Origin of the sequence: Brenneria sp. g21c3 (assembly GCF_040240345.1) — a bacterium.
Lineage (GTDB): Bacteria > Pseudomonadota > Gammaproteobacteria > Enterobacterales > Enterobacteriaceae > Brenneria.
The window spans coordinates 85076-105839 of record NZ_JBEIAB010000016.1; the positions used below are offsets into that span (position 1 = coordinate 85076).

The 20764-nt window shown below is 50.2% G+C and carries 18 protein-coding genes and 1 other RNA gene; 10 read left to right on the forward strand and 9 right to left on the reverse strand.

Annotation, left to right across the window (positions count from 1 at the left end):
* Nucleotides 1–39: 39 nt before the first annotated feature.
* On the forward strand, nt 40–1701 hold the full coding sequence (gene recN / locus ABRZ28_RS19335; RefSeq protein ID WP_319605672.1) for a DNA repair protein RecN: 1662 nt from the start codon (nt 40–42) through the stop codon (nt 1699–1701).
* A gap of 42 nt (nt 1702–1743) precedes the next feature.
* Here the strand turns inward: recN and ABRZ28_RS19340 are convergent, their stop codons facing one another.
* From ABRZ28_RS19340 to ABRZ28_RS19360, 5 genes are read right to left on the reverse strand one after another with little or no spacing between them, the layout of a single operon-like run.
* Nucleotides 1744–3345 (reverse strand): dipeptide ABC transporter ATP-binding protein, encoded by a 1602-nt coding sequence (locus ABRZ28_RS19340; protein ID WP_330521188.1) that lies wholly within the window; start codon nt 3343–3345, stop codon nt 1744–1746.
* 25 nt (nt 3346–3370) lie between these two features.
* Nucleotides 3371–4843: a Sapep family Mn(2+)-dependent dipeptidase gene (locus tag ABRZ28_RS19345; RefSeq protein ID WP_330521189.1), complete on the reverse strand. Its 1473-nt coding sequence runs from the start codon at nt 4841–4843 to the stop codon at nt 3371–3373.
* Nucleotides 4844–4900: 57 nt separating this feature from the next.
* Nucleotides 4901–5785 carry an oligopeptide ABC transporter permease gene (gene opp4C / locus ABRZ28_RS19350; RefSeq protein ID WP_319605669.1) on the reverse strand — a complete coding sequence of 295 codons (885 nt, stop codon included), beginning with the start codon at nt 5783–5785 and terminating at the stop codon, nt 4901–4903.
* The gene (locus ABRZ28_RS19355; protein ID WP_330521190.1) at nt 5782–6750 is read right to left on the reverse strand and encodes an ABC transporter permease; all 969 of its coding nucleotides are present in this window, start codon (nt 6748–6750) and stop codon (nt 5782–5784) included. Before ABRZ28_RS19355 ends, opp4C begins: the two co-directional genes overlap by 4 nt.
* Nucleotides 6751–6781: 31 nt before the next feature.
* Nucleotides 6782–8431, reverse strand: a complete 1650-nt coding sequence (locus ABRZ28_RS19360; RefSeq protein WP_330521191.1) for an ABC transporter substrate-binding protein — start codon at nt 8429–8431, stop codon at nt 6782–6784.
* Nucleotides 8432–8899: 468 nt separating this feature from the next.
* Here ABRZ28_RS19360 and bamE point away from each other — a divergent pair, with 468 nt between their 5' ends.
* Nucleotides 8900–9235: an outer membrane protein assembly factor BamE gene (gene bamE / locus ABRZ28_RS19365; RefSeq protein ID WP_319605666.1), complete on the forward strand. Its 336-nt coding sequence runs from the start codon at nt 8900–8902 to the stop codon at nt 9233–9235.
* Nucleotides 9236–9348: 113 nt separating this feature from the next.
* Here the strand turns inward: bamE and ABRZ28_RS19370 are convergent, their stop codons facing one another.
* Nucleotides 9349–9633: an RnfH family protein gene (locus ABRZ28_RS19370; RefSeq protein ID WP_319605665.1), complete on the reverse strand. Its 285-nt coding sequence runs from the start codon at nt 9631–9633 to the stop codon at nt 9349–9351.
* Nucleotides 9626–10060 carry a type II toxin-antitoxin system RatA family toxin gene (locus ABRZ28_RS19375; protein WP_319605664.1) on the reverse strand — a complete coding sequence of 145 codons (435 nt, stop codon included), beginning with the start codon at nt 10058–10060 and terminating at the stop codon, nt 9626–9628. Before ABRZ28_RS19375 ends, ABRZ28_RS19370 begins: the two co-directional genes overlap by 8 nt.
* 154 nt (nt 10061–10214) lie before the next feature.
* Between ABRZ28_RS19375 and smpB the strand changes: the two genes are divergently transcribed.
* The 3 genes from smpB (at nt 10215) to ABRZ28_RS19390 (ending at nt 12542) form a co-directional block, all read left to right on the forward strand.
* On the forward strand, nt 10215–10697 hold the full coding sequence (gene smpB, locus ABRZ28_RS19380) for an SsrA-binding protein SmpB (RefSeq protein ID WP_319605663.1): 483 nt from the start codon (nt 10215–10217) through the stop codon (nt 10695–10697).
* A 49-nt stretch (nt 10698–10746) separates the two neighbouring features.
* Nucleotides 10747–11110, forward strand: a transfer-messenger RNA (tmRNA) gene (ssrA, locus tag ABRZ28_RS19385).
* A gap of 190 nt (nt 11111–11300) precedes the next feature.
* Nucleotides 11301–12542 carry an integrase domain-containing protein gene (locus ABRZ28_RS19390; protein WP_330521192.1) on the forward strand — a complete coding sequence of 414 codons (1242 nt, stop codon included), beginning with the start codon at nt 11301–11303 and terminating at the stop codon, nt 12540–12542.
* A 69-nt stretch (nt 12543–12611) separates the two neighbouring features.
* Here ABRZ28_RS19390 and ABRZ28_RS19395 read toward each other — a convergent pair whose 3' ends face one another.
* Together ABRZ28_RS19395 and ABRZ28_RS19400 are read right to left on the reverse strand one after the other, a co-directional pair.
* Entirely contained in the window at nt 12612–12878 is a 267-nt protein-coding gene (locus ABRZ28_RS19395) for a helix-turn-helix transcriptional regulator (RefSeq protein WP_048636098.1), read from the reverse strand.
* 108 nt (nt 12879–12986) lie between these two features.
* Nucleotides 12987–13268: a helix-turn-helix domain-containing protein gene (locus tag ABRZ28_RS19400; protein ID WP_048636099.1), complete on the reverse strand. Its 282-nt coding sequence runs from the start codon at nt 13266–13268 to the stop codon at nt 12987–12989.
* A 158-nt stretch (nt 13269–13426) separates the two neighbouring features.
* Here ABRZ28_RS19400 and ABRZ28_RS19405 point away from each other — a divergent pair, with 158 nt between their 5' ends.
* From ABRZ28_RS19405 to ABRZ28_RS19425, 5 genes are all read left to right on the forward strand, one after another.
* On the forward strand, nt 13427–13672 hold the full coding sequence (locus ABRZ28_RS19405) for a helix-turn-helix domain-containing protein (protein WP_330521195.1): 246 nt from the start codon (nt 13427–13429) through the stop codon (nt 13670–13672).
* Between the two features lie 793 nt (nt 13673–14465).
* Complete coding sequence (locus ABRZ28_RS19410; protein ID WP_330521196.1) at nt 14466–15341, forward strand: integrase domain-containing protein; 876 nt, start codon at nt 14466–14468, stop codon at nt 15339–15341.
* Between the two features lie 591 nt (nt 15342–15932).
* The gene (locus tag ABRZ28_RS19415) at nt 15933–16937 is read left to right on the forward strand and encodes a hypothetical protein (RefSeq protein WP_330521197.1); all 1005 of its coding nucleotides are present in this window, start codon (nt 15933–15935) and stop codon (nt 16935–16937) included.
* Nucleotides 16938–17153: 216 nt separating this feature from the next.
* Nucleotides 17154–18422: a hypothetical protein gene (locus tag ABRZ28_RS19420; RefSeq protein WP_330521198.1), complete on the forward strand. Its 1269-nt coding sequence runs from the start codon at nt 17154–17156 to the stop codon at nt 18420–18422.
* Between the two features lie 306 nt (nt 18423–18728).
* Nucleotides 18729–20480, forward strand: a complete 1752-nt coding sequence (locus ABRZ28_RS19425) for a hypothetical protein (protein WP_330521199.1) — start codon at nt 18729–18731, stop codon at nt 20478–20480.
* The last annotated feature ends 284 nt before the right edge of the window (nt 20481–20764 follow it).

Consider the following 20764-nt stretch of genomic DNA (forward strand, 5'->3'; position numbering starts at 1 on the left):
ATGCATTCACACCTTGTTATTACATACAGGAAAACTATCATGCTGGCGCAACTCACTATCAGTAACTTCGCCATCGTGCGTGAGTTAGAAATCGATTTTCAGGCGGGAATGAGCGTGATCACCGGCGAAACCGGCGCCGGTAAATCCATTGCTATCGATGCCCTCGGCCTGTGCCTGGGCAATCGTTCTGACGCCAGCATGGTAAGGCCGGGCGCGTCCCGCGCGGATATCTGCGCGCGTTTCTCGCTGGCGGACACGCCCAGCGCGCGGCGCTGGCTGGAGCAAAATCAACTGGACGACAGCAATGAGTGCCTGCTGCGCCGGGTGATTGGCGCGGACGGCCGCTCGCGCGGTTTTATCAACGGTACGGCGGTTCCCCTGTCGCAACTGCGCGAACTCGGCCAGCTTCTGATTCAGTTGCACGGCCAGCACGCGCATCAGTTGCTGCTCAAACCGGAGCACCAGAAACATCTGCTGGACGCCTACGCCGATGAAGCCCAATTGCTCGGCGCCATGCAGCAAGTGTGGCAGCAGTGGCACCAGAGCTGCCGTTCGCTGGCGCAGTTGCAACAGGCCGCCATAGAACGGGAAGCCCGTCGCGAACTGCTGCAATATCAATTGAAAGAGCTGAATGAATTCGCCCCGCAGTCCGGCGAATATGAACAGATCGACGCCGAATACAAACGGTTGTCGAACAGCGGGCAACTGCTGGCGCTGAGTCAGCAGGCATTGCAGTTGCTCAGCGAAGACGAAGAGCAAAATATGCTCGGCATGCTGCATAGCGTAAAACATCGGCTCGGCGAGCTGGTCGGTATGGATGAGAAGCTATCCGGCGTGCTCTCCATGCTGGAGGAAGCGGGCATCCAACTTAGCGAGGCCAGCGACGAACTGCGTCATTACAGTGAACAGATGGATCTCGACCCTATCCGGCTGTTTGAACTTGAGCAACGGCTGTCCCGCCAGTTGGCGCTGGCGCGTAAACACCATGTTCAGCCGGAAGCCTTGCCGGCGTTTCACCAGCAGTTGCTGGAAGAACAGCAGTTGCTGGCGCAGCAGGAAAGCGATCATGAATCCCTGAGCCTCGCCGTCAGTGAATATCATCAGCAGGCGCTGCATGTCGCCGAGCAGCTGCATGTTCGTCGTCAGCACCACGCCAAAGAGCTGGCGCAGCTGATCACCAGCAATATGCATGAACTGGCCATGCCGCACGGGCATTTCACTATCGACGTAAAATTTACCCCTGAATTCCTGACGGCCAGCGGCGCGGACAGCATCGAGTTTCGCGTCACCACCAACCCCGGCCAGCCGCACCAGTCATTGGCTAAAGTGGCCTCCGGCGGGGAGCTGTCGCGTATCGCGCTGATTATTCAGGTGATCACCGCGCGTAAAATGGATACGCCCGCGCTGATTTTTGATGAGGTCGACGTGGGTATCAGCGGCCCGACCGCAGCCATCGTCGGGAAAATGCTGCGTCAGCTTGGCGAGTCCACGCAGGTTATGTGCGTCACCCACCTGCCTCAGGTCGCCGGCTGCGGTCATCATCACTTTTTTGTCAGCAAACAGACGGACGGCGCGGAAACGGAAACCTTGATGCAGCCGCTGGATAAGCGCGCTCGCTTGCAGGAGCTGGCGCGGCTGCTGGGCGGCAGCGCCGTTACGAAAAATACGCTGGCGAACGCCAAAGAGCTGCTGGCCGCGTAAGGCCCGGCCCCAGGGAGGGGCCGGTCAGCCGCGACAAAACCCTCAGGTGGCGAGCGGATACAGAACGCTGTCGATCAGTTTGCGGGTATAGGGATGATCGGGATGATGCAGCACTTTATCGACCGGCCCCGACTCCACCAGACGTCCCGCTTTCAGTACCAGCACTTCACGACACAATTCGCTGACCACCGCCAGATCGTGACTGATGAATAAACAGCCGAAGCGGTATTCCTGTTGCAGATTTTTCAACAGCGTCAAAATATGCGCCTGTACCGACACATCCAGCGCCGACGTCGGTTCATCCGCGATCAGCAGCGTCGGCTTCAGCGCCAGCGCACGGGCGATAGCTACGCGCTGACACTGCCCGCCGGATAGCTCATGCGGATAACGATGCCGCCACGAACTCCCCAGCCCAACCTGCTCCAGCAAAAGATCAACCCGAACGTCGATAGCACGTTTCGCCAGATCGCTATGCACCGCCAGCGGTTCGGCTATCGACTGCGCCACGGTATAACGCGGATTGAGCGAACTGCGCGGGCTTTGAAATACCATGCCGATCTGCTGGCGAACGCGCCGTATATCCCGCGTCCGACCGTCTGCCATATTGATACCGTCGATCACCACCTCGCCGGCGCCGGGAGCAACCAGACCGGCCAGCACCCGCCCCACCGTCGATTTGCCGGAACCGGACTCCCCCACCATGCCGGTGAAGCAGCCCGCCGGCAAGGTAAAGGAGAGCGCGTCCAGCGCCCGCACGCGTTGCCGATGCCGTCGGTATTCCACGCACAGTCCGGTCACCTGAACTAACGTCGGCAGAGAAGGCGTCGACGTCGGCGCATGCCGACGATAGCGAGGGATCGCCGCCAGCAATTCCCGGCTATAGGCCGATTGCGGCTGATGAAACAAGGCGGCGACGTCGGTGATTTCCTCTATGCGCCCGCGGCGCAGCACAATCACCCTATCGGCGCTTTCCGCCACCACGCCCATATCATGCGTGATCAGCAAGATGGCGATAGGAATACGCTGACGCAGACGACGCAATACCTGAAGTATCTCTTTCTGCACCGTGGCGTCCAGCGCCGTGGTAGGCTCGTCGGCAATCAGAATTTCCGGATCGCACGCCAGCGCCATGGCAATCATCACCCGCTGACACTGCCCGCCGGACAGTTCGTGCGGGTAGGCATCGATGCGGCTGGCCGCGTCGGGAATATCCACCAGTTCCAGCAATTCCAGAGCGCGCGCTCGGGCGGCCGCGCGGCTGAGCGCTTTGTGATGCGTCAGCAGCGCCTCGGTAATCTGTTCGCCGATACGGAACACCGGATCCAACGCCAGACGCGGATCCTGAAAGATCATGGCGATACGCTTACCGCGAATCTGCCTTAATTGGCTTTCCGACGCCGCAAGCAGCGACTGTCCGGCATAGCGGATATCGCCGCTGACGCGGGCATTGGCGGGCAACAAACCGAGTATCGACAGCGCCGTCAGGCTCTTACCGGAACCGGACTCGCCAACCAGCGCCAACACCTCGCCGCCGTACAGATCAAAATCGATATCCGTCAGCACCGATTGCTCCCCCGCGGCCTGAGCAAAACTCACATTCAGACCGCGCACGGACAGCACAAGCGATGAGGGGGGATTGGGCATCACTCTATTTCCTTAGAAATTCAGGTTATTGCGGATTCTCGCGCAGCCAGTTATCCAGCCGGATAATCGATAACACATAAATCGGGAACACCGACAGTAGCGACGGCAGATGCAGGGATTCATCCGCGCCGTGCGGGAAACCGTGTCCCGGCGGCAGGAAATCGGGAATTCGGCCGTCGGTACGCGCATAGCCCGGCCCGAAGGTGATGCCCCGGGGCAGCACTTTCGAGTGGGTGATGCCGCCCATGGCGTAAGGCGGTTCATCAGTTTTGCGTATGGCCTGATAGCTTTGCTGTAAGATCTGTACGCGCGGATCGTTTTCTTCGATATAAAACGGCGGCGTATCTTTCCATGACAGCAGCGTAATGCCCTGCGGCGCCAGCGTTTTCTCCAGCCCGGCGATCACCGCTTCCGCCTTCGTCGTCACCGGATAACGGATGTCCAGAGTGACCCGCAGCGCGTCCTGCCGTTCGTCAGGCCGCCAGACGCCGGCATTGAATGTCAGCTTGCCGGACGGCGCATCCGCAAAAGCGATACCGACATGCTCGCCATAGGGGGAAACCAGCGCCTGCTCGAAGAACAACGCGACGTCCCGATCGCGCCCCGTCAGCAGTTGCGCTTCCAGCAACGCGGCGAACAGCACGCGCACCGCGCTCAGCGTTCCCTCGGGAAACGCGGCATGGCCCGCGATCCCCTGCGCTTCCAGCCATACGCCTTGCGCACGCGCCTCAACATGCACTTTTCCTTGCGCCAGCCCGGACAGCCGCGCCACCGCCGCCTGCGCCGTGGTCAAATCAATACCGTCGAGCTGAATGCCAGCCCGTTCCGGCACGCTGTTGCCGGCGATACCGGCGGAAAAATGCCGCAGCGTCTCGCCCACCGGCACATTCAGCGTCAGCGAAATCTGGCCTTTCTGGGCATAATTCACCGGAAAACGACCGTCAGTGACGATGGAAACCACCGGCACCGGCGCGTTGCGCGCATACCAGGCCAGATCTTCCATGCCCGTCTCCTCCGCCAGACCATAAATCAGGCGCAAATTGTGCGACAGAGGAATACCGAGATCGCGAATCAGACGCAGCAGATACAAATCCAGCACCGCCGGCCCTTTGTTATCCGCCACCCCGCGCCCAATCAGAAAGTCGCCCTTGCGGGTAACCTCAAACGGCGGGTAAACCCAGTTTTCGCCTTCCGGCACCACGTCGAGATGGCTCGCCAGACCGATATCCTGTTCGTGCTCGCCATAAATAATGGAACCGGCATAACCCTGATGCGTTTGCGTGCGAAAGCCCAGTTCGCGCGCGCGTCTGAGCGCGACGTCCAGCACCTGCGCGCAGTTCGCGCCGAAAGGCGCGTCCTCGCCGTCCTGACTGATGCTGATGCTCGGAATCCGCACCCACTCGGCGATATCGGCCACCAACTCTTCCTGATGCCGTTCAACCCATTCGTCAATACGCGCCAGCCATTGCTGTTCCTGCTCATTCAAAGACGTACTCATGTTACCTCCGACACTACGTGGTATTACCGCCAACATGGGATTACTGCCAACAGGGTATTAAGCCCGCGAAGAAGTGGGATCGAATGCGTATCTCAACGCATCGCCAACAAAATTAATCGCCAGCACCATGACAAAAACCATCACGCCCGGCGGCAGCCATAGCCACCAGGCATTGCCCAACACGCGCATATTTTGCGCCGCCGACAGCATATTGCCCCAACTGGCCGTCGGTTGTTTTACCCCCAGCCCGAGGAAGCTCAACGCGGCCTCGGCCAGGATGCCGGTGGCGATCGCCAGCGTGGCGTAGACGATGACCGGCCCCAGCGCGTTCGGCAGCAAATGGCGGGAAATGATGCGCCAGTGCCCTACGTTCATCACGCGAGCGGCCTCCACATATTCCTGACTGGATAAAGAGAGAAATTCGGCGCGGATCAGACGTGCAATCCCGGTCCAGTTCAGCACGCCGATGATGATCACCACGTTCCAGGTGCTGGCGCCAAGCAGGCCGGCCATGGAAATGGCGATGGCATAAAACGGGAAGCACATAATGATGTCGGTGAAACGCATCACCACGGCGTCAACGCCTTTGCCAAAATAGCCGGCCAGACCGCCGAGCGTGATGCCGATGCCCAGTTGCAACAGCGTGGCGCTGAAGGCCACCAGCACGGAAACCTGTCCGCCATAGATCAGACGGGTAAGCACGTCCCGCCCCAGTTCGTCCGTTCCCAGCCAGTGCTGAACGGAGGGCGGCGACTCGATGCGCGTCAAATCGATATCATCAGGGTCGAGCGGCATAAACCACGGCGCGACCAGCACCACGATGACGATCAGCGCCAATACCGCCAGCCCGACCATACCCGGCGTATGACGACGAAAACGCCGCCACGCCCGGTTGCCTTGTATCGACGCCGCATCGTTCGCGGCAGGCAGCGTGATACTCATGACGTGTACCTCACCCGCGGATCCACTATCGCATACAGCACGTCAGCCAAGAGATTGGCCAGCAGCGTCAGCAGCGCCAACAGCATGATGATCCCCATCAGCAGGTTGTAATCACGGTTTAATACCGCTTCATAATTCAGACGACCGATACCCGGCCAGGAAAATACCGTTTCCGTCATCAGCGCGCCGGAAAACAGCACCGGGATCTCCAGCGACAAGACGGTAATCATCGGTCTGGCCGCGTTTTTCAGCGCATGACGCCAGATGATATTGCGCCGCGATAACCCTTTGGCGCGCAAGGTACGCATAAAATCCTGATCCAAAATGCCGATCAGACTACTGCGTAAATATTTGATAAATACCGCGCTGTTCATCAAGCCGAGCACCAGGGCCGGCAACACCAGATGACGCAGCACGTCCAGCGCGTAATCAACGCCGGTCAGCGTTTTACCCAGCGTGACCTTGCCCGATACCGGCAGCCAGCGCAGATCCACGGCGAACAGTTTGATCAGCACCAGACCGAGGAAAAAGGCCGGGATGGAGAAAAAAATAAAACTGAAAGAGACCGTCAGATAATCCAACGACGTCTGGCGACGTAACGCCGCCAGCGTACCCAAGGGTATCGATACCAGAAACGAAATCGCCAGCGCCGCGCCGGCCAGCAACAGCGTATTGCCGAACCGGCTCGCTATCACCTCGGAAACCGGCATGCGGTAATGCAGCGAAAACCCGAAGTCGCCCTGCAATACCCGAAATAACCATTTGAAATATTGGATATAAAGCGGGTCGTAATACCCCACGCGCTGCAACAGCGCCTCTTTCACCGCCGGCGGCGCGTTGGGATCGATCATCAACGCGTAGGGATCGCCGGGCTGCATGTTAATCAACAAGAACACCAGCACCGAAATCCCTAACGCGATCGGCAACACCAGCAGCAAACGGCGTAAAAAATAGACGATCAGCATAGCAATCTGACTCTCCTTTATCGGCTATGACCTACGGTTTTGCCTGCTCAACCTCCCATTGATAGGCCTGTCGGAAAGGTTCATAGGGATAGGGCTGATAGTTTTGAATGCGGGGATTCACCGCATAACCGATGCTGGGGATATACAGCCAGCCAAGGATCGCCAGTTCGTTCTGGCGCTGTACCCAACGATGCAGAATCTGGTAGCGTGCGGCGTTATCCACCGTCCGGTTGGCTTCATTGCCCAGTTGAGTCAGGCGATCGTCGCTGAAGCGTTCCCACCAGTAGTTATTGTCGTACTGCCCCGGACGGAAGGTGCCGCCCATCAACAGCAGTTGGTAAGGCGTGCTCGGCTTTTGCAGGATCGACAGCGTGGAGTTGAAGTCGCCGACAATGATATTGGCGTCAATCCCCAACTTTTTCAGATCCTGCTGGATGATTGCCGCAGACTGTTCGCGAGTGCGGTTGCCGGTCGGCACATGCAGCGTCAGCGTCAAACGCTGGCCGTCTCTGACGCGCGCGCCATCGCTGCCCTTCAGCCAGCCCGCTTCTTCCAGCAGTTCGCCGGCCTTCTCAACCGAATAGGAATAATTGTTGATCGCCGACGGATAGGCGGGATCCTGCGGGTGAACCTTGGCATTGAATAACTGGCCGTGGCCAAACAGCAAATGATCGATAATCCCCTGCCGGTTGATGCCATATATCAGCGCCTGACGCACGCGCACGTCGGCCAGGATCGGATCCTGATGGTTGATGGTCATATACTGCCCGCTGGTGCCGTTCTGAATCACCAGATTAACGCCTGCATCTTCATACTGCTTTAAATCCGCGGGGTTAAAAGAGGACAGTTGCACAATATCCAGTTCGCCGTTCAGCAGTTCCGACTGGGCCGTATCGCGGTTGCTGACTTTGAAAATCAGCCGCTCGGTTTTCGGTTGCCCTTTGAAGTAGTCATCATTACGCGCCAGTTCCACATATTGATCCGGCACGAAACGCACCACTTTATACTGGCCGGTTCCCACCGGGTTATTCAGCAGCGCGGTTGCGTTGCTCCACTCGCCTACCGGCGTGCTTTCCCATACGTGTTTCGCCAGCACCGGGCGATCGGCAAAATACGCCAGCGCCGAAGCGTAAGGCGTTTTGAACGTAAAGCTCACCGTGTGATCGTCAATGACATTAATGCCGCTCACCTGCTGCGCCTTACCGCTGTGGTAAGCGTCGAAGCCTTCGAGCTGGGTGGTAAACTCCGGCGTATCCGCCGGCCAGTTCGCATCCGCCGTGGCCTGATAGGTAAACGCCACGTCATGGGCGGTGAACGGTTTACCGTCATGCCATTTTACGTCGTCGCGCAGATGGAAAATCAGCGTCTTGCCGTCGTTGGCGTACTCATAACGGGTCGCCAGCGAAGGAATAAACTCCTGCTTCGGACTCAGCTCCACCAGACGATCAAAGGTGACAAAAATCACCGCGCGATCGTAATCGGTAAAATAAAGTTCGGGATGAAAGTTTCCGCTGGGAGAAGACCATAGCGCATAACGGATCGTCGAGGGCGATGACGTTTGCGTTTCATTACCGCCATCATCGCAACCGGTAAGCAAAAATAACGTTCCCATCACGGCCGCGGCGGCATATTTCTTTAATTTACTGGCGGAGAAAAAGTAAAACGCAGTTGAAAATAGCATATCGATCTCATTTTAAGCGAAGCCACCCGCCGATATGACGCCAACGGGCAGTAATGATGTATTCATAGTTAAGCTAAGGATGAGTGCCGCCGGATCGGACGATGGCACAAGAAGACAGGAGAACCTGAGTCCAGAGCGATGCTGCCACAGGCGAACAGAAACCACAAAGAACAAAAATGGTATTGATTATGCGTTATTTTTGCAGAAAAACAGGGGAAGGAAACGCAGCCTGCGGACGCTGAAAATCGGGGACATCGACGCCCGTAAACCCGATAAGGGGAAGTCAGCCTTACTCGATAAAGCAAAGCAATTAACGCCGGGCGCGTTTTCAAGCCACGTAGTGACGGCCCGCCATAAAAAATCCCAACTTTTTTGCCTTCCCGAGGTCATACTGGGGTCTTGCAGGTTTTCAATTCAGGCAAGGTCTATTATCATCGGCAACCTATGCTCTTAAGGAATGTAATCACTATGCGCTGTAAAACGCTGACTGTCGTCGCTGCGGTGGTTGTTATGCTGACTGCCGGTTGTTCCACGTTAGAGAAAGTGGTTTATCGGCCGGATATCAATCAGGGAAACTATCTGGCGCCGGCTGACGTCGCGAAAATCCACACGGGAATGACCCGACAACAGGTTGCTTATATCCTGGGAACGCCCATGATGCAGGATCCGTTCGGCAGCAATACCTGGTTTTATGTATTCCGCCAACAGCCGGGCCATGAATCCGTCAAACAACAAACCTTGACGCTGACCTTTAGCGGCGAAGGCGTGTTAACTCACATCGATAACAAACCCGCGCTGAATTAATCTGGCGATAACCTGTTGAATGTAGAGCGAATCTGAAACAGCGAAAACCCACGATTTTATCAGACAAGGTTTCCGCTGTGCAGACGAGTGACGGGAGTAAAGCGCCGGACGCTTTACTTTTTAGCGCGCTCGGCGCGCTGACGACGCAACGCTTTCGGGTCGGCAATCAGCGGCCGGTAAATCTCGACGCGATCGCCATCATTGAGAATATCGGTCAATTTCGCCGCTTTACTGTAGATACCGACTTTATTGGTCTGTAAATCGATATCCTGGCGCAGTTCCAACAGCCCCGATGCAACAATCGCCTGTTCGACGGTACTCCCTTCCGCCAGCGTTACCGGCCGCAGGTATTGTCGTTCCGATAAGGCATAAACGACCTCCACGCGAATATCAGGCACTGTAAACCTCTTTGGCCCGTTGCGTGAACGCCTGCACCATATTTCCTGCCAACTCCTTGAAAATTTTACCGAAAGCGAGTTCAATCAACGCATTGGTGAATTCAAAATCAAGGTGCAGCTCCACCTTGCAGGCATCGGGGCTTAACGGCGTAAAGCGCCAGTCGCCGCTTAATTGGCGAAAAGGACCATCAACCAGTTGCATGTTGATATTCTGGTTATTGGTCAGCGTGTTGCGTGTGGTAAATGTCTTGTGAATCCCCGCTTTGGCAACATCAACCGCGGCGGTCATTTCATCTGGCGTGGCAGAAATTACCCGGCTGCCGGTGCAACCTGGTAAAAACGCGGGATAAGAAGAGACATCATTCACCAATTGGTACATTTGCTCCGCACTGAATGGCACCAGAGCAGAACGACTTATCTTTGGCATATCATTTTCCGTGATTCATAAACGCGCAAAATAATAGCACTGATAAGCCGACAGATGAAAATTCCGCGCGCACTATCGCACAATATCATTAACAATGGTTCAAACAATCGGCAGGGATTTCATTCCCTTTTACATCCAGTATAATGACGGCACTATGACAAAGAAAAAAGCGTACAAACCCGGTTCCGCTACCATTGCGCAAAACAAGCGTGCCCGCCACGAATACTTCATTGAAGAGGAATTTGAGGCCGGTCTTTCGTTGCAAGGTTGGGAAGTAAAATCACTGCGTGCGGGCAAAGCCAATATCAGCGACAGCTATGTGACATTCCGTGACGGCGAAGCGTATCTGTTCGGCGCCACCATCACACCGCTCAACGTCGCCTCTTCACATGTTGTTTGTGATCCGACGCGCACGCGCAAACTGTTACTCAACAAACGGGAACTCGATTCTCTGCTGGGCCGCACCAGCCGTGATGGCTACACGGTGGTTGCCTTATCCATGTACTGGAAAAACGCCTGGAGCAAAGTCAAAATCGGCGTAGCGAAAGGTAAAAAAGACCACGACAAACGTGACGATATTCGAGATCGTGAGTGGAAAGTAGACAAAGCGCGTATCATGAAGAACGCAAACCGCTAAGCGGGTGGCTAAAGTCAGGTAAGTTCTGATATACTAACGAAAGTTCCTTGGGGCTGATTCTGGATTCGACGGGATTTGCAAAGCCCTAGGTGCATGCCGAGGGGCGGTTGGCCTCGTAAAAAGCCGCAAAAAAATAGTCGCAAACGACGAAAACTACGCTTTAGCAGCTTAATAACCTGCTCTGAGCCCTCTCTCCCTAGCCTCCGCTCTTAGGACGGGGATCAAGAGAGGTCAAACCCAAAAGAGATCGCGTGGATGTCCTGCCTGGGGCTGAAGCGTTAAATCCAATCAGGCTAGTTTGTTAGTAGCGTGTCTATCCGCAGCTGGCAGGCGAATGTAAAGATTAGACTAAGCATGTAGTACCAACGGTAGAGTAATTCCGGACGGGGGTTCAAATCCCCCCAGCTCCACCAATTTAGACACCGGTTATTACCAGATAAGGCCGGTGAAGTACGAAAAGCCCGCATGGCGCAAGCCCTGCGGGCTTTTTTGCGTCTGCTGAGCGCTGGGGCGATCTTGTGGCTTCCACAACTTTTAGGTACCTTCTTAGGTACCCGAAAGGCAGGTACCCATCTAACGGGTACCTAAATGATGGAGGTACCTATGGCACGGTTAACAAAACCCCTCACCGATACGGAGATCAAAGCCGCCAAACCACAGGAGGCGGATTACACACTGCATGACGGCGACGGTCTGCAACTGCTAATCAAAAGCAGCGGCAGGAAAGTCTGGCAGATGCGCTACTACCGGCCTTTAACCAAAAAGCGCGCAAAACTGACTTTTGGCCCTTATCCCGAAGTCACTCTGGCCGACGCCCGGCAACGCCGTACAGCGGCCCGCGCCCTGCTGGTAAAAGATATTGACCCTTATGAACACCAGCTTTCATTGCGCAAGCAAGCACTGGAAACCCAATCCAACACCTTTAAGGTCGTTGCCGAACGCTGGCTACAGTTAAAAAAGAGCAGCGTCACCGCCGACTATGCCTCCGATATCCGGCGCTCCCTCGAAAAGGATATCTTTCCCGCCATCGGCGATATCAGCATTACGGACATTAAAGCGCGCACGCTGGTACAGGCTATCCAGCCGGTGCAGGCCAGAGGCGCGCTGGAAACGGTAAGGCGGTTATGCCAGCGGATTAACGAGGTGATGATCTATGCCATGAACGTTGGCTTGATCGATGCGGCTCCCAGCATCAATATCAGTAAGGCATTCGAGAAACCGCAGAAAAAGCACATGCCCAGTATCCGCCCGGATCAGCTACCGCAACTGATGCAAACGATGCGGCTGGCAAATATCGAGTTGCCGACCCGCTGTCTGTTTATGTGGCAGCTTCTCACCCTCACCCGCCCTGTCGAAGCCGCTGAAACACGCTGGCAAGAGATCGATCTGGACGCTAAAGAATGGCGCATTCCGGCCGAACGCATGAAAATGAAGCGGGTACATATCGTTCCGCTGTCAGAACAGGCGTTGGCGATTCTGGCGCTAATGAAACCCTTAAGCAGCCACCGGGAATATGTTTTCCCCAGCCGCATTAAACCGTTACAGCCAATGAATAGCCAGACGGTCAACGCCGCGCTAAAACGCGCCGGATTAGGCGGCATTCTGGTATCACACGGCATGCGATCCATTGCCAGTACCGCGCTCAATGAGCAAGGCTTTCCGCCCGATGTCATCGAAGCCGCCCTCGCCCACGTAGATAAAAATGAAGTACGCCGGGCCTATAACCGCAGCGACTATCTGGAACAACGCCGCCCCATGATGCAATGGTGGGCTGACTTTGTAAAAGCGGCGGACAACGGCAGCGTGCTGGAAGGCGGGGTCCGAGGACTTAAGGCAATTGGGTGATTGTATGAAGCCGTGTTTTTTCTCCCGCCTCACACCATAAGCAAGTGATGGTGTGAGGCGGGAGACGCGTTATTTTTCTTTGCGGCGGGAACGTTCAAGATACAAATTCAGCACATCTTCTGCGAATTCATCGTCAACTATGTAAAAGTAGCACTCCGGCACATTGAGTACGCGGGCAAATTCGCAGGCCAATTCAAACGTGGGTTTATGCGTGCCATTTTCATAATGAGACAGACGCGAATAGGCGGTAGCCTCTTCGATACCAGCCAGTACGCCGAGCTTCTCCTGCGTAAAATTCGCTCTTAATCTGGCCGCTTTCAAACGCTTAGGAATCATTCAGTTATTACCGGCAGTTAATGTATTGCGGTAATCTTTAGCATTCCTCAATATGGATTTTCTTTAGAGTTTATAAAGATGGCGACACGCTTAGTATGCACCCTGCCCTTATTTGCCATCTGGCGTGCGTTGCCACCGTACGGTTTCACCGGCATACAGTTTCAGGATCGCTTCTGCAAAGCTATCGTCCACGGTGTAGAAATAACTTTCTGGCACGTTCAAAGCGTGTGCAAAGGCGCAAACCGTTTTGAACGATGGCGTATGAGTTCCGCTCTCATACTGCGAGAGACGAGAATAGGCCGTCTCTTCGCCAATCCCGGCTAATACGCCAAGCTGCTCTTGCGTCAGATTAGCCCGTAACCTCGCATTTTTAAGACGTTCAGGGATCATAAGGATCTGCCATCAATAACTGTATTGACAGAATCTTTAGCATTCCTTAAGATTCATTATCTTTAGACTTCCTAAAGAAGAAACATAAAACATGCCTGAGTCGGAAGAAGGCAACTTCGCTGACTCTGTCTTATGACTACTAACGAGGGTAACTTCCGATGACCGAACAAGACTGGCATCCGGCAGATATCATTGCTGGTTTAAGAAAGAAAGGCACAACACTGGCTGCGGTTTCCAGAGAAGCGGGACTCGCCTCTTCCACTTTGGCAAATACACTGACGCGCCATTGGCCTAAAGGAGAACGCTTAATCGCCGAAGCCTTGCATAAACGCCCTGAAGAGATCTGGCCTTCACGTTATAACAGCGGACAGCATCAACAATACCGAGATGGAACTCCGGATTAGCCACTAAAAATTTACAAAAATTTTTTCATACTGTTAGTGGATTTAGACGCTCCTTACTGGATTTCTATGGAATAGAAACCCAGTAAGGAGCCAACAAGCGCAGCGCGTTAGCCGCTTGATATACGGATTTTGGCGCAGTAGATTGTCAGTGTTATACCGCTGCTGCACGCAGCACTCCCATGTTGCCACGACCTTCAAGGCAACGCGCAGGACCAACCTGTGTGGTCGACTCCCAACCCGCCTCGCTACCAGTTCGCGGGTGATCGCTGCGGCGATGGTAGCTACCTTATTTCAGCTCCTTAGGGCGGCATCCTGCTTGTTCTTCGTGAAGCAACTGCTTTTTGCATACGCATTGATGCGTACAACAACCTTTATAGCTGGCGTAACCGTCTGCAGCCTTTTGCTGCCTCAGCCTGATTTACCCATGAGGCAGCGGCGTCACTTCATACGGCGCATAGCCGTTGCAAGTGACGCCGCGAACAATCTCTGCGCCAACCCTTACGCCACAGCGCTTTCCGGCGCGACCTGTCATCTGACGCACATTTTCTGCGTCAATTCTCATCAACCCACTTATCAGAGGAGGACTGAACCGATACCTGAGGCAGGCTTTCAGCCTGAGGGGATTACCCTGCTGATGCAGGCGGCTGCACCGAGTGCATAACCGATATCTCCGTCATATCTCAACCGCTGCCGCTCCGGCGCGCAGGTATTGTTCAGTGCGGCACGGTAAATCCGTGTCGTGAATCACCGTGCGCCGGAGAACAGAGGTTATTGAGTATGGTGGGGATAGCATATGTCACGATTAAGTCGGGAGATGCAGACGCTGGCCCGACAGGCCGGCGGCAGCCATAAGACGGTACATGATCGACTAAAGATTGCAGAGCGGCTTGCCAGCCATCTGCTGTCTTTGAATATTCAGATCCGCTCGGTGCAGCATCTGAAAGCAAAACACATCGAATGCTATATCGCCGGGCGGTTAGAGCAGGGAATTACACTGCGCACGCTGCATAATGAAATGGCGGCAGTGAGGGTGATACTGCGCACCGCCGGGCGGGCTAAGCTGGCGGATTCGGACCGATTGAGCAACAGGGCGTTAGGGCTGAGCGGCGCCAGCCGGGACGGCACGCGGCAGGCGATTACGCCGGAGCGCTATCGGGCGGCGCTGGCAATCCTGCAACAGAAAGACACTGGACTCGCGCTGACGCTTCAACTGGCACGAATGATGGGCCTACGTTCGCAAGAGGCGGTGCAGTGTTCGCAGTCGCTCAAGACGTGGGCCACCGCGCTGGAGAGAGGCGACGAGCAATTAACGGTGGTATTCGGCACCAAAGGCGGACGGCCCCGGCAAACGCGAGTGCTGGATCGGGAAGCGTTAACGCAGGCAGTGCATCAGGCGATTGCGATTACCGCTGCTCGCAATGGTCGGCTGATTGATAAACCGGATCTGAAAAGCGCCATTAACCGCTGGCGTTCACAAACTGCTCTGGCAGGACTAAAGGGGCAATACTCCCCGCACAGCCTGCGTTACGCATGGGCGCAGGATGCGATGCGCTATTATCGGCGACAGGGGTTCAGTAACCGGGAAGCCCGCTCGCTGGTTTCGATGGATTTAGGGCATGGAGATGGGCGTGGGAGGTATGTGGAGCGGGTTTATGGGAAAGCGCTGTAGAGTGTCGTTGAATAAATCAGCGGGTACTGACCCATGCTCGATCCGGCTCTTTTGCTGATCTGAGCGCAATCTAATCCGGCAGGCGGCTATGTGCCAACTGTGGTCATTCGCACCCGGAGAACTACACTTTTAAGTGATTCAGGATGGGTCAGCCCAACTTTAGGGCAGGATCGTCAACCATCGCTTCTCGCACACAACCTATAAGTGTCTGCCGTTCTTGTGCGGGGGTCGTCGGTTTCCCTGTAAAAATCCCGCGACTGCTTTCGTAGCATCAGTATCGCGGCCCCCACCGTCAGCGCCTTTTCCTTACGAACCAGCTCGCGTTTAAGTTGCTTGACTTCTTTCTGGCTCTGTTTTCAGCGAAGAGATCAATTTATTTATCAGCCCCTTATACAGGGTACCATGAACTTAAAAATTGTGGTCTTTATTAAGAACGTTAGCTACACTCGCTGTCATAAGCCTCAGATTTTCTATGGAGGTTATGTTGGATGAAAACACTATGACAGTAGCCTAAAAGCCTTGATAGCGAACATTGCGTAAGCTTACTAATATGGCCATATCGATACTCACAATTTAATTTATATGAATACAATGAAAGACATTAATTGGCTCAAAAAAAATTACATATTTACCATACCATTCACAATCATTATATTCATTTACTTTGGATTTATGGCCTACATAATCCACAACGTAAGCGAGACAGACTCTCTTAGTTCATTAGGTTCATTCGGCGATAGCTTTGGAATTCTAAATGCATTATTTTCAGGGCTGGGTTTCTCAGGCCTCTTAATTACTCTTTTTTATCAACAACGTCAAATAAACAGTCAAGAAAACGAGTCAAAGAAACAAGATAGAATATCTTCTCAACTACAATACGAAGAAACGTTACATAAATTAATTTCTCTTTTTCATAGCACCATGAAAGAAGTTAAAATAAATTATGAAGGTAGTGAATTATTTGGGCGAGATGCTCTTCAAAAATCATTAGCCATATTTACCGGGAAAATAAAAGATTCTGGATTAAATGTCATTCCGGCTCAACTACGCAAAAAATATAGAAGAAATGAACTTACTGATGATGATAAAGAAATAATGAATTACTACTATTATAAGCATTTCATCTTTCTCAGCAGTGTATTGAGTCGTCAATGGAGACTAATAGAAAGTTTCAAAATATTACTTAGACATTTAGAAGAAAATTGCCCTGTAAATTCTAATATACAACAATATCGCGATTTAGTTTTTTCACAATTAACCTATGTAGAATGCACATACATATTCTTAGTCGCTTTAGGTGGGAAAGATAATACTGAGCTCAGAAAATATATGATAAGTAGCTCTATGTACAATAGTTGCTCACCTATTAAGCTCTCAGAAATACATAAGATAATGTTCAAGGAGTTTTGGGGCATGAATTTATCTAGAGCGGAAAGTAATCAAGCATTCCCCATTAACAAAGTAACCATCAAGCATATAAAGACAAAGGAAAGTGAAATTTTGCAGAAATTAGCAAATTTAAATCGATGCACTACCAAAAAAAAGAAGGAACTAACAAATAAAGCTGAAAACACCGATGACACAGCATTAGATTGATCTCTTCCCTTCGTTCATAAAGGTAATTGTGGAAGGGGGTTATTTTAACCTGAAATGTTGAGATGAAACTCATTTCTACAAAATTCATATTTTTTAGCGGTTTTTCGAACATCAACGCTTGAAATCCGCAAAAAACAAATATAGTGTATACAATTAGAATTGTTTTCCATCAGCATGCTAGCCATCTTTAAAAACATTATGTAGATGAAATTTAAAATGAACAAAACATTAGGAAAAGCAATCGCAAGGATACTCTATAATTTACTTAGGCAACATTTTGATGATATAGAGTCAATTGCTAAAATAAAAGAAATGCAAGATTTTAAGCTGCTCATCGATTTAGATAGGATGTATAAATGCACTGAAGGTGAAGAGAATGTTGATTATGATCTAGTTGTTGGCGCTTATAAAAAAGTAAACGAATGCGTTAATAAATTAAACAAGGGGAATAAAGAGTTAATTTCACATATACTGAAAATATATGATGCTAAAATAGAAGATGATCTTCTTATTTCAGGAACTCTTTACAACCACGAAAAGAAAATCTCCATTAAACTATCACCTCCTTGGAGTAGCAAATATCGGAATTATATTTCAGTCCTCGATGGTATTATATGTGATTTTAGACTAGCGTTATTGAGTTATGAGAGTGCAGATTCTCAAGATGTTTTTTTCGACAACCAACATATTATTCAAGAAAAAAACATAAGATTCAAAAAAATAATTATCAAAAAAAAATCAATATATTTAGATACTAATACTATTCAAATACTAGCAAATGACTTGAGTCTAACAAAAAAAGCAAACTATTCATTTGTTTATAGTTCTTATTTGGTTGAAGATGCATTAAATAGTAATCCAATATTTTTTAGTTCTTTCTGCTCAGACTTGCTTTCATTAACTAATGGTGAGATGGTTGGTTATATGAACGAAGGGCTTTGCTATGTAACTGAAAATATTGAGCATACAACTGCTCGTGTCCAAAAGTACTTTGGACTGACAAAATTATTCGAATCTACCATTGCACCGGATTTTATCAAATATTTTCACGCTTACCCTGAATTGCGTAAAGGTCGTGAATTGAGTAATACTATATCCAGTGATATTATTGGGTTCTTTAAGAGAAATGAAAAGGAGAAGGTTTCTGGATTTAACTATGTTAAACACAAGTTTTCAAATACAAGCATCGGTGAATTTATTGACTCCGGGAGTATTGGTTTCGTTGAGGACTACAGAACAGCGATAAAGGATCTAAGTTCTCTTTTTGATTTTGTAAATTTCGAAACAGAACACTTAAAGTTTTCAAAAATTAACAAGATTGCTAGTTCGTATAGAGATAGAGCGCATTTAGAACATGCCTATATCTGTGATTATTTTGTGACAGAAGATACAAGATTAAAAAATCGAGCTAGAATTATTTATGAGATACTTGGTGTTAAGACCCAAGTGATAGGAATCAATGAACTCAAAAAAAATTTAAAGTAGCAATTTCATAAAAATTCATGAGCCTTTGCCATATTAGATCGTTTGGGGGCTTTAAGTTAGTGTCAGCACCTCGCTCTTAGCAGACCCCACAGTCCTTCAGGTGGTCTGCTTCGTGCCAATAGCAGACAGGCAATTTGCAACAAGTAATAGTGCACTTCAGCGACAGACATATAGTGATCACTGCTTGCAGAAATGCTAAAGCTCTGTAATGATTTTATTGACAAAAGTAGGTTAGACATAAACTCTTCAAATTGGATATAATTGCTAAATTAGAAAACATTCATAATTATCATAAAGGGTTATTAAATGCTTGATTATATATCAAAGCTTCCGTTACCAGCTGAGCAAATACCTCCGGGTTTAAAGGATCTATTATTTGTTGAAGACAATTCCAACCCTCAGCGAGATGTTACTGTAACTCATCGGTACGAAAAAAATAAATATCAAGATGATTATGATTATACTCATATGATCATGGCCGTAGTTCCCGAGGATGATGTTGCAAAACTAAGAGTGTTACGTGAATCCAGTGAAGGTGTCGTAACATATTCCACGCCAGACTGTACAGTAAAAGGTGGAGCTTGGGGGATAAATATATCTATTTCAGGTTATGGGTATATTGTAGCCTCTTGGGGGTCTAGTTCTCACTACTCCTTTTTTTTGGCCGAAGATGTTTGGATGAAACTGGGTTTAAAACCAAGGCTCATAGGTGATGATGAACAAAAAGTTATATTTGATGAGGTTACTTCGCCATCTTATGGCGTCGCACAAGGAGATGTCTCAAGCGAATATTACTTTAAAAGCAAGAAAGATGTTAAGTGGACAATGAGGAATGATTACCTCAGAAAATATTTATGGATGAAAGGTTGTGTAGGCGTAAAAGTTTTCTTCTTCGAAGCCTTTATCGAACGAACCAAAGAGGTACTCAGTCTTTTATCAGGTGCTAATCACTATGTATTAAATCTTCCTTGGATTGATTTCGAAATAGTTGATCATGGAGATAGGGTAATAATTCAAGCATGGGGAACTGTTCAATCTGTTCAGCCAGAGCTTTGCGTTGAATTAGACGTCAATACATTAGTATGGCCTGGTCACACGGCTCCGATGACAATGTCCCGAGCTAGCGATTATAGAAGAAGCGAATACGTGTATGTTGATGATGCTTTTCTTATTAAATATGAGAAAGATAAAACCTACCAAGCTATTCCATTTTTTTATAATAATCATTATCAAGCAGACCCTAGTTATGGCGGGCAGTGGGCGTTTAGAGACTGTATAAGAGTCGGAAGAAACTTAGTAAAAATACCTTTTTATGAGCTGTACCGAGGAGTTCCAGAAAAAGAAATATATCATGTCTTTGATTATGCGAAAGATCAAAATCTTATTGATGTTAACTCATTAGATGTTGAGCATATTGTTTCTAAGACTTTTAGATTTGCTAGAGAACTAGCTAATCTTAATAATAACCTAGTATCTCTAGGGAGGGTTTTGGATGTTCACCTATCGAGTTCTGATATTTTTGAATATAACAAAGATGAACTTGATGCTGAAGGCCTAAGAAACTATCCTGTATTGCAAAAGCTTTCTCATGTAGCCTCAAGCGATATGCAAGAGCAAGATTTCTTAGCGAGATGCAAGACTATAAACGAGATCATCAATAAGATTAGAATAGGTTCATTAAAGAAACTAAGTATTGCAATGGGTGTGAATACTAAGGATATTGAAAGATTGCAAACGCTAAAGTTATTGCAAGGAATATTAAACCTTACGAAGGCTACTCTTGAACAGAATGAGGAACAATCAGCACTTAAACATGCTAATGAACTTGCAAATTTCAATTCACCTAACCTTAAGTTAGCAGCTCTATTTATAAATAACGATTTGAGGAACTCTGAAGCTCACGAAGCAGTGGGTAAATCCATCGAACATTTAGCTAAGCTTGGCTTTGATAGTGCAACTTTGGCATCCGGTTATAGCCATGCGTTAGATTTTATATTTGATAAAATCATTGAGAGCTTAGAATGCATTAATATAGTTTTAAATAAAGTCCTACATTAAGTATTCGGACTGTAATATAATTTTCAGAAGAAATTCTAAAGCTTTTTGTTAAATCAATGTTAGGCAGCATTATTAATAATCAATCTTACTGTGCTCTGCGATCTGTTTGCTGATACATGGGTACGTTAGTTGTAGTGGTTTACTGAATTTGGCCATCTGAACAGAGGTGATATGCTCACCTCAGAACAACACAGGTGCTCCAATGAAAAGAAGAAATTTTAGTCCTGAATTCAAACGCGAATCTGCTCAGCTGGTTGTCGATCAAAACTACACCGTCTCTGATG

Excerpts from the sequence above, each read along its gene's own strand:
- recN (WP_319605672.1), top strand. The coding sequence starts at position 40 with ATGCTGGCGCAACTCACTATCAGTAACTTCGCCATCGTGCGTGAGTTA.
- ABRZ28_RS19340 (WP_330521188.1), bottom strand. The coding sequence starts at position 3,345 with ATGCCCAATCCCCCCTCATCGCTTGTGCTGTCCGTGCGCGGTCTGAAT.
- ABRZ28_RS19345 (WP_330521189.1), bottom strand. The coding sequence starts at position 4,843 with ATGAGTACGTCTTTGAATGAGCAGGAACAGCAATGGCTGGCGCGTATT.
- opp4C (WP_319605669.1), bottom strand. The coding sequence starts at position 5,785 with ATGAGTATCACGCTGCCTGCCGCGAACGATGCGGCGTCGATACAAGGC.
- ABRZ28_RS19355 (WP_330521190.1), bottom strand. The coding sequence starts at position 6,750 with ATGCTGATCGTCTATTTTTTACGCCGTTTGCTGCTGGTGTTGCCGATC.
- ABRZ28_RS19360 (WP_330521191.1), bottom strand. The coding sequence starts at position 8,431 with ATGCTATTTTCAACTGCGTTTTACTTTTTCTCCGCCAGTAAATTAAAG.
- bamE (WP_319605666.1), top strand. The coding sequence starts at position 8,900 with ATGCGCTGTAAAACGCTGACTGTCGTCGCTGCGGTGGTTGTTATGCTG.
- ABRZ28_RS19375 (WP_319605664.1), bottom strand. The coding sequence starts at position 10,060 with ATGCCAAAGATAAGTCGTTCTGCTCTGGTGCCATTCAGTGCGGAGCAA.
- smpB (WP_319605663.1), top strand. The coding sequence starts at position 10,215 with ATGACAAAGAAAAAAGCGTACAAACCCGGTTCCGCTACCATTGCGCAA.
- ABRZ28_RS19390 (WP_330521192.1), top strand. The coding sequence starts at position 11,301 with ATGGCACGGTTAACAAAACCCCTCACCGATACGGAGATCAAAGCCGCC.
- ABRZ28_RS19395 (WP_048636098.1), bottom strand. The coding sequence starts at position 12,878 with ATGATTCCTAAGCGTTTGAAAGCGGCCAGATTAAGAGCGAATTTTACG.
- ABRZ28_RS19400 (WP_048636099.1), bottom strand. The coding sequence starts at position 13,268 with ATGATCCCTGAACGTCTTAAAAATGCGAGGTTACGGGCTAATCTGACG.
- ABRZ28_RS19405 (WP_330521195.1), top strand. The coding sequence starts at position 13,427 with ATGACCGAACAAGACTGGCATCCGGCAGATATCATTGCTGGTTTAAGA.
- ABRZ28_RS19410 (WP_330521196.1), top strand. The coding sequence starts at position 14,466 with ATGTCACGATTAAGTCGGGAGATGCAGACGCTGGCCCGACAGGCCGGC.
- ABRZ28_RS19415 (WP_330521197.1), top strand. The coding sequence starts at position 15,933 with ATGAAAGACATTAATTGGCTCAAAAAAAATTACATATTTACCATACCA.
- ABRZ28_RS19420 (WP_330521198.1), top strand. The coding sequence starts at position 17,154 with ATGAACAAAACATTAGGAAAAGCAATCGCAAGGATACTCTATAATTTA.
- ABRZ28_RS19425 (WP_330521199.1), top strand. The coding sequence starts at position 18,729 with ATGCTTGATTATATATCAAAGCTTCCGTTACCAGCTGAGCAAATACCT.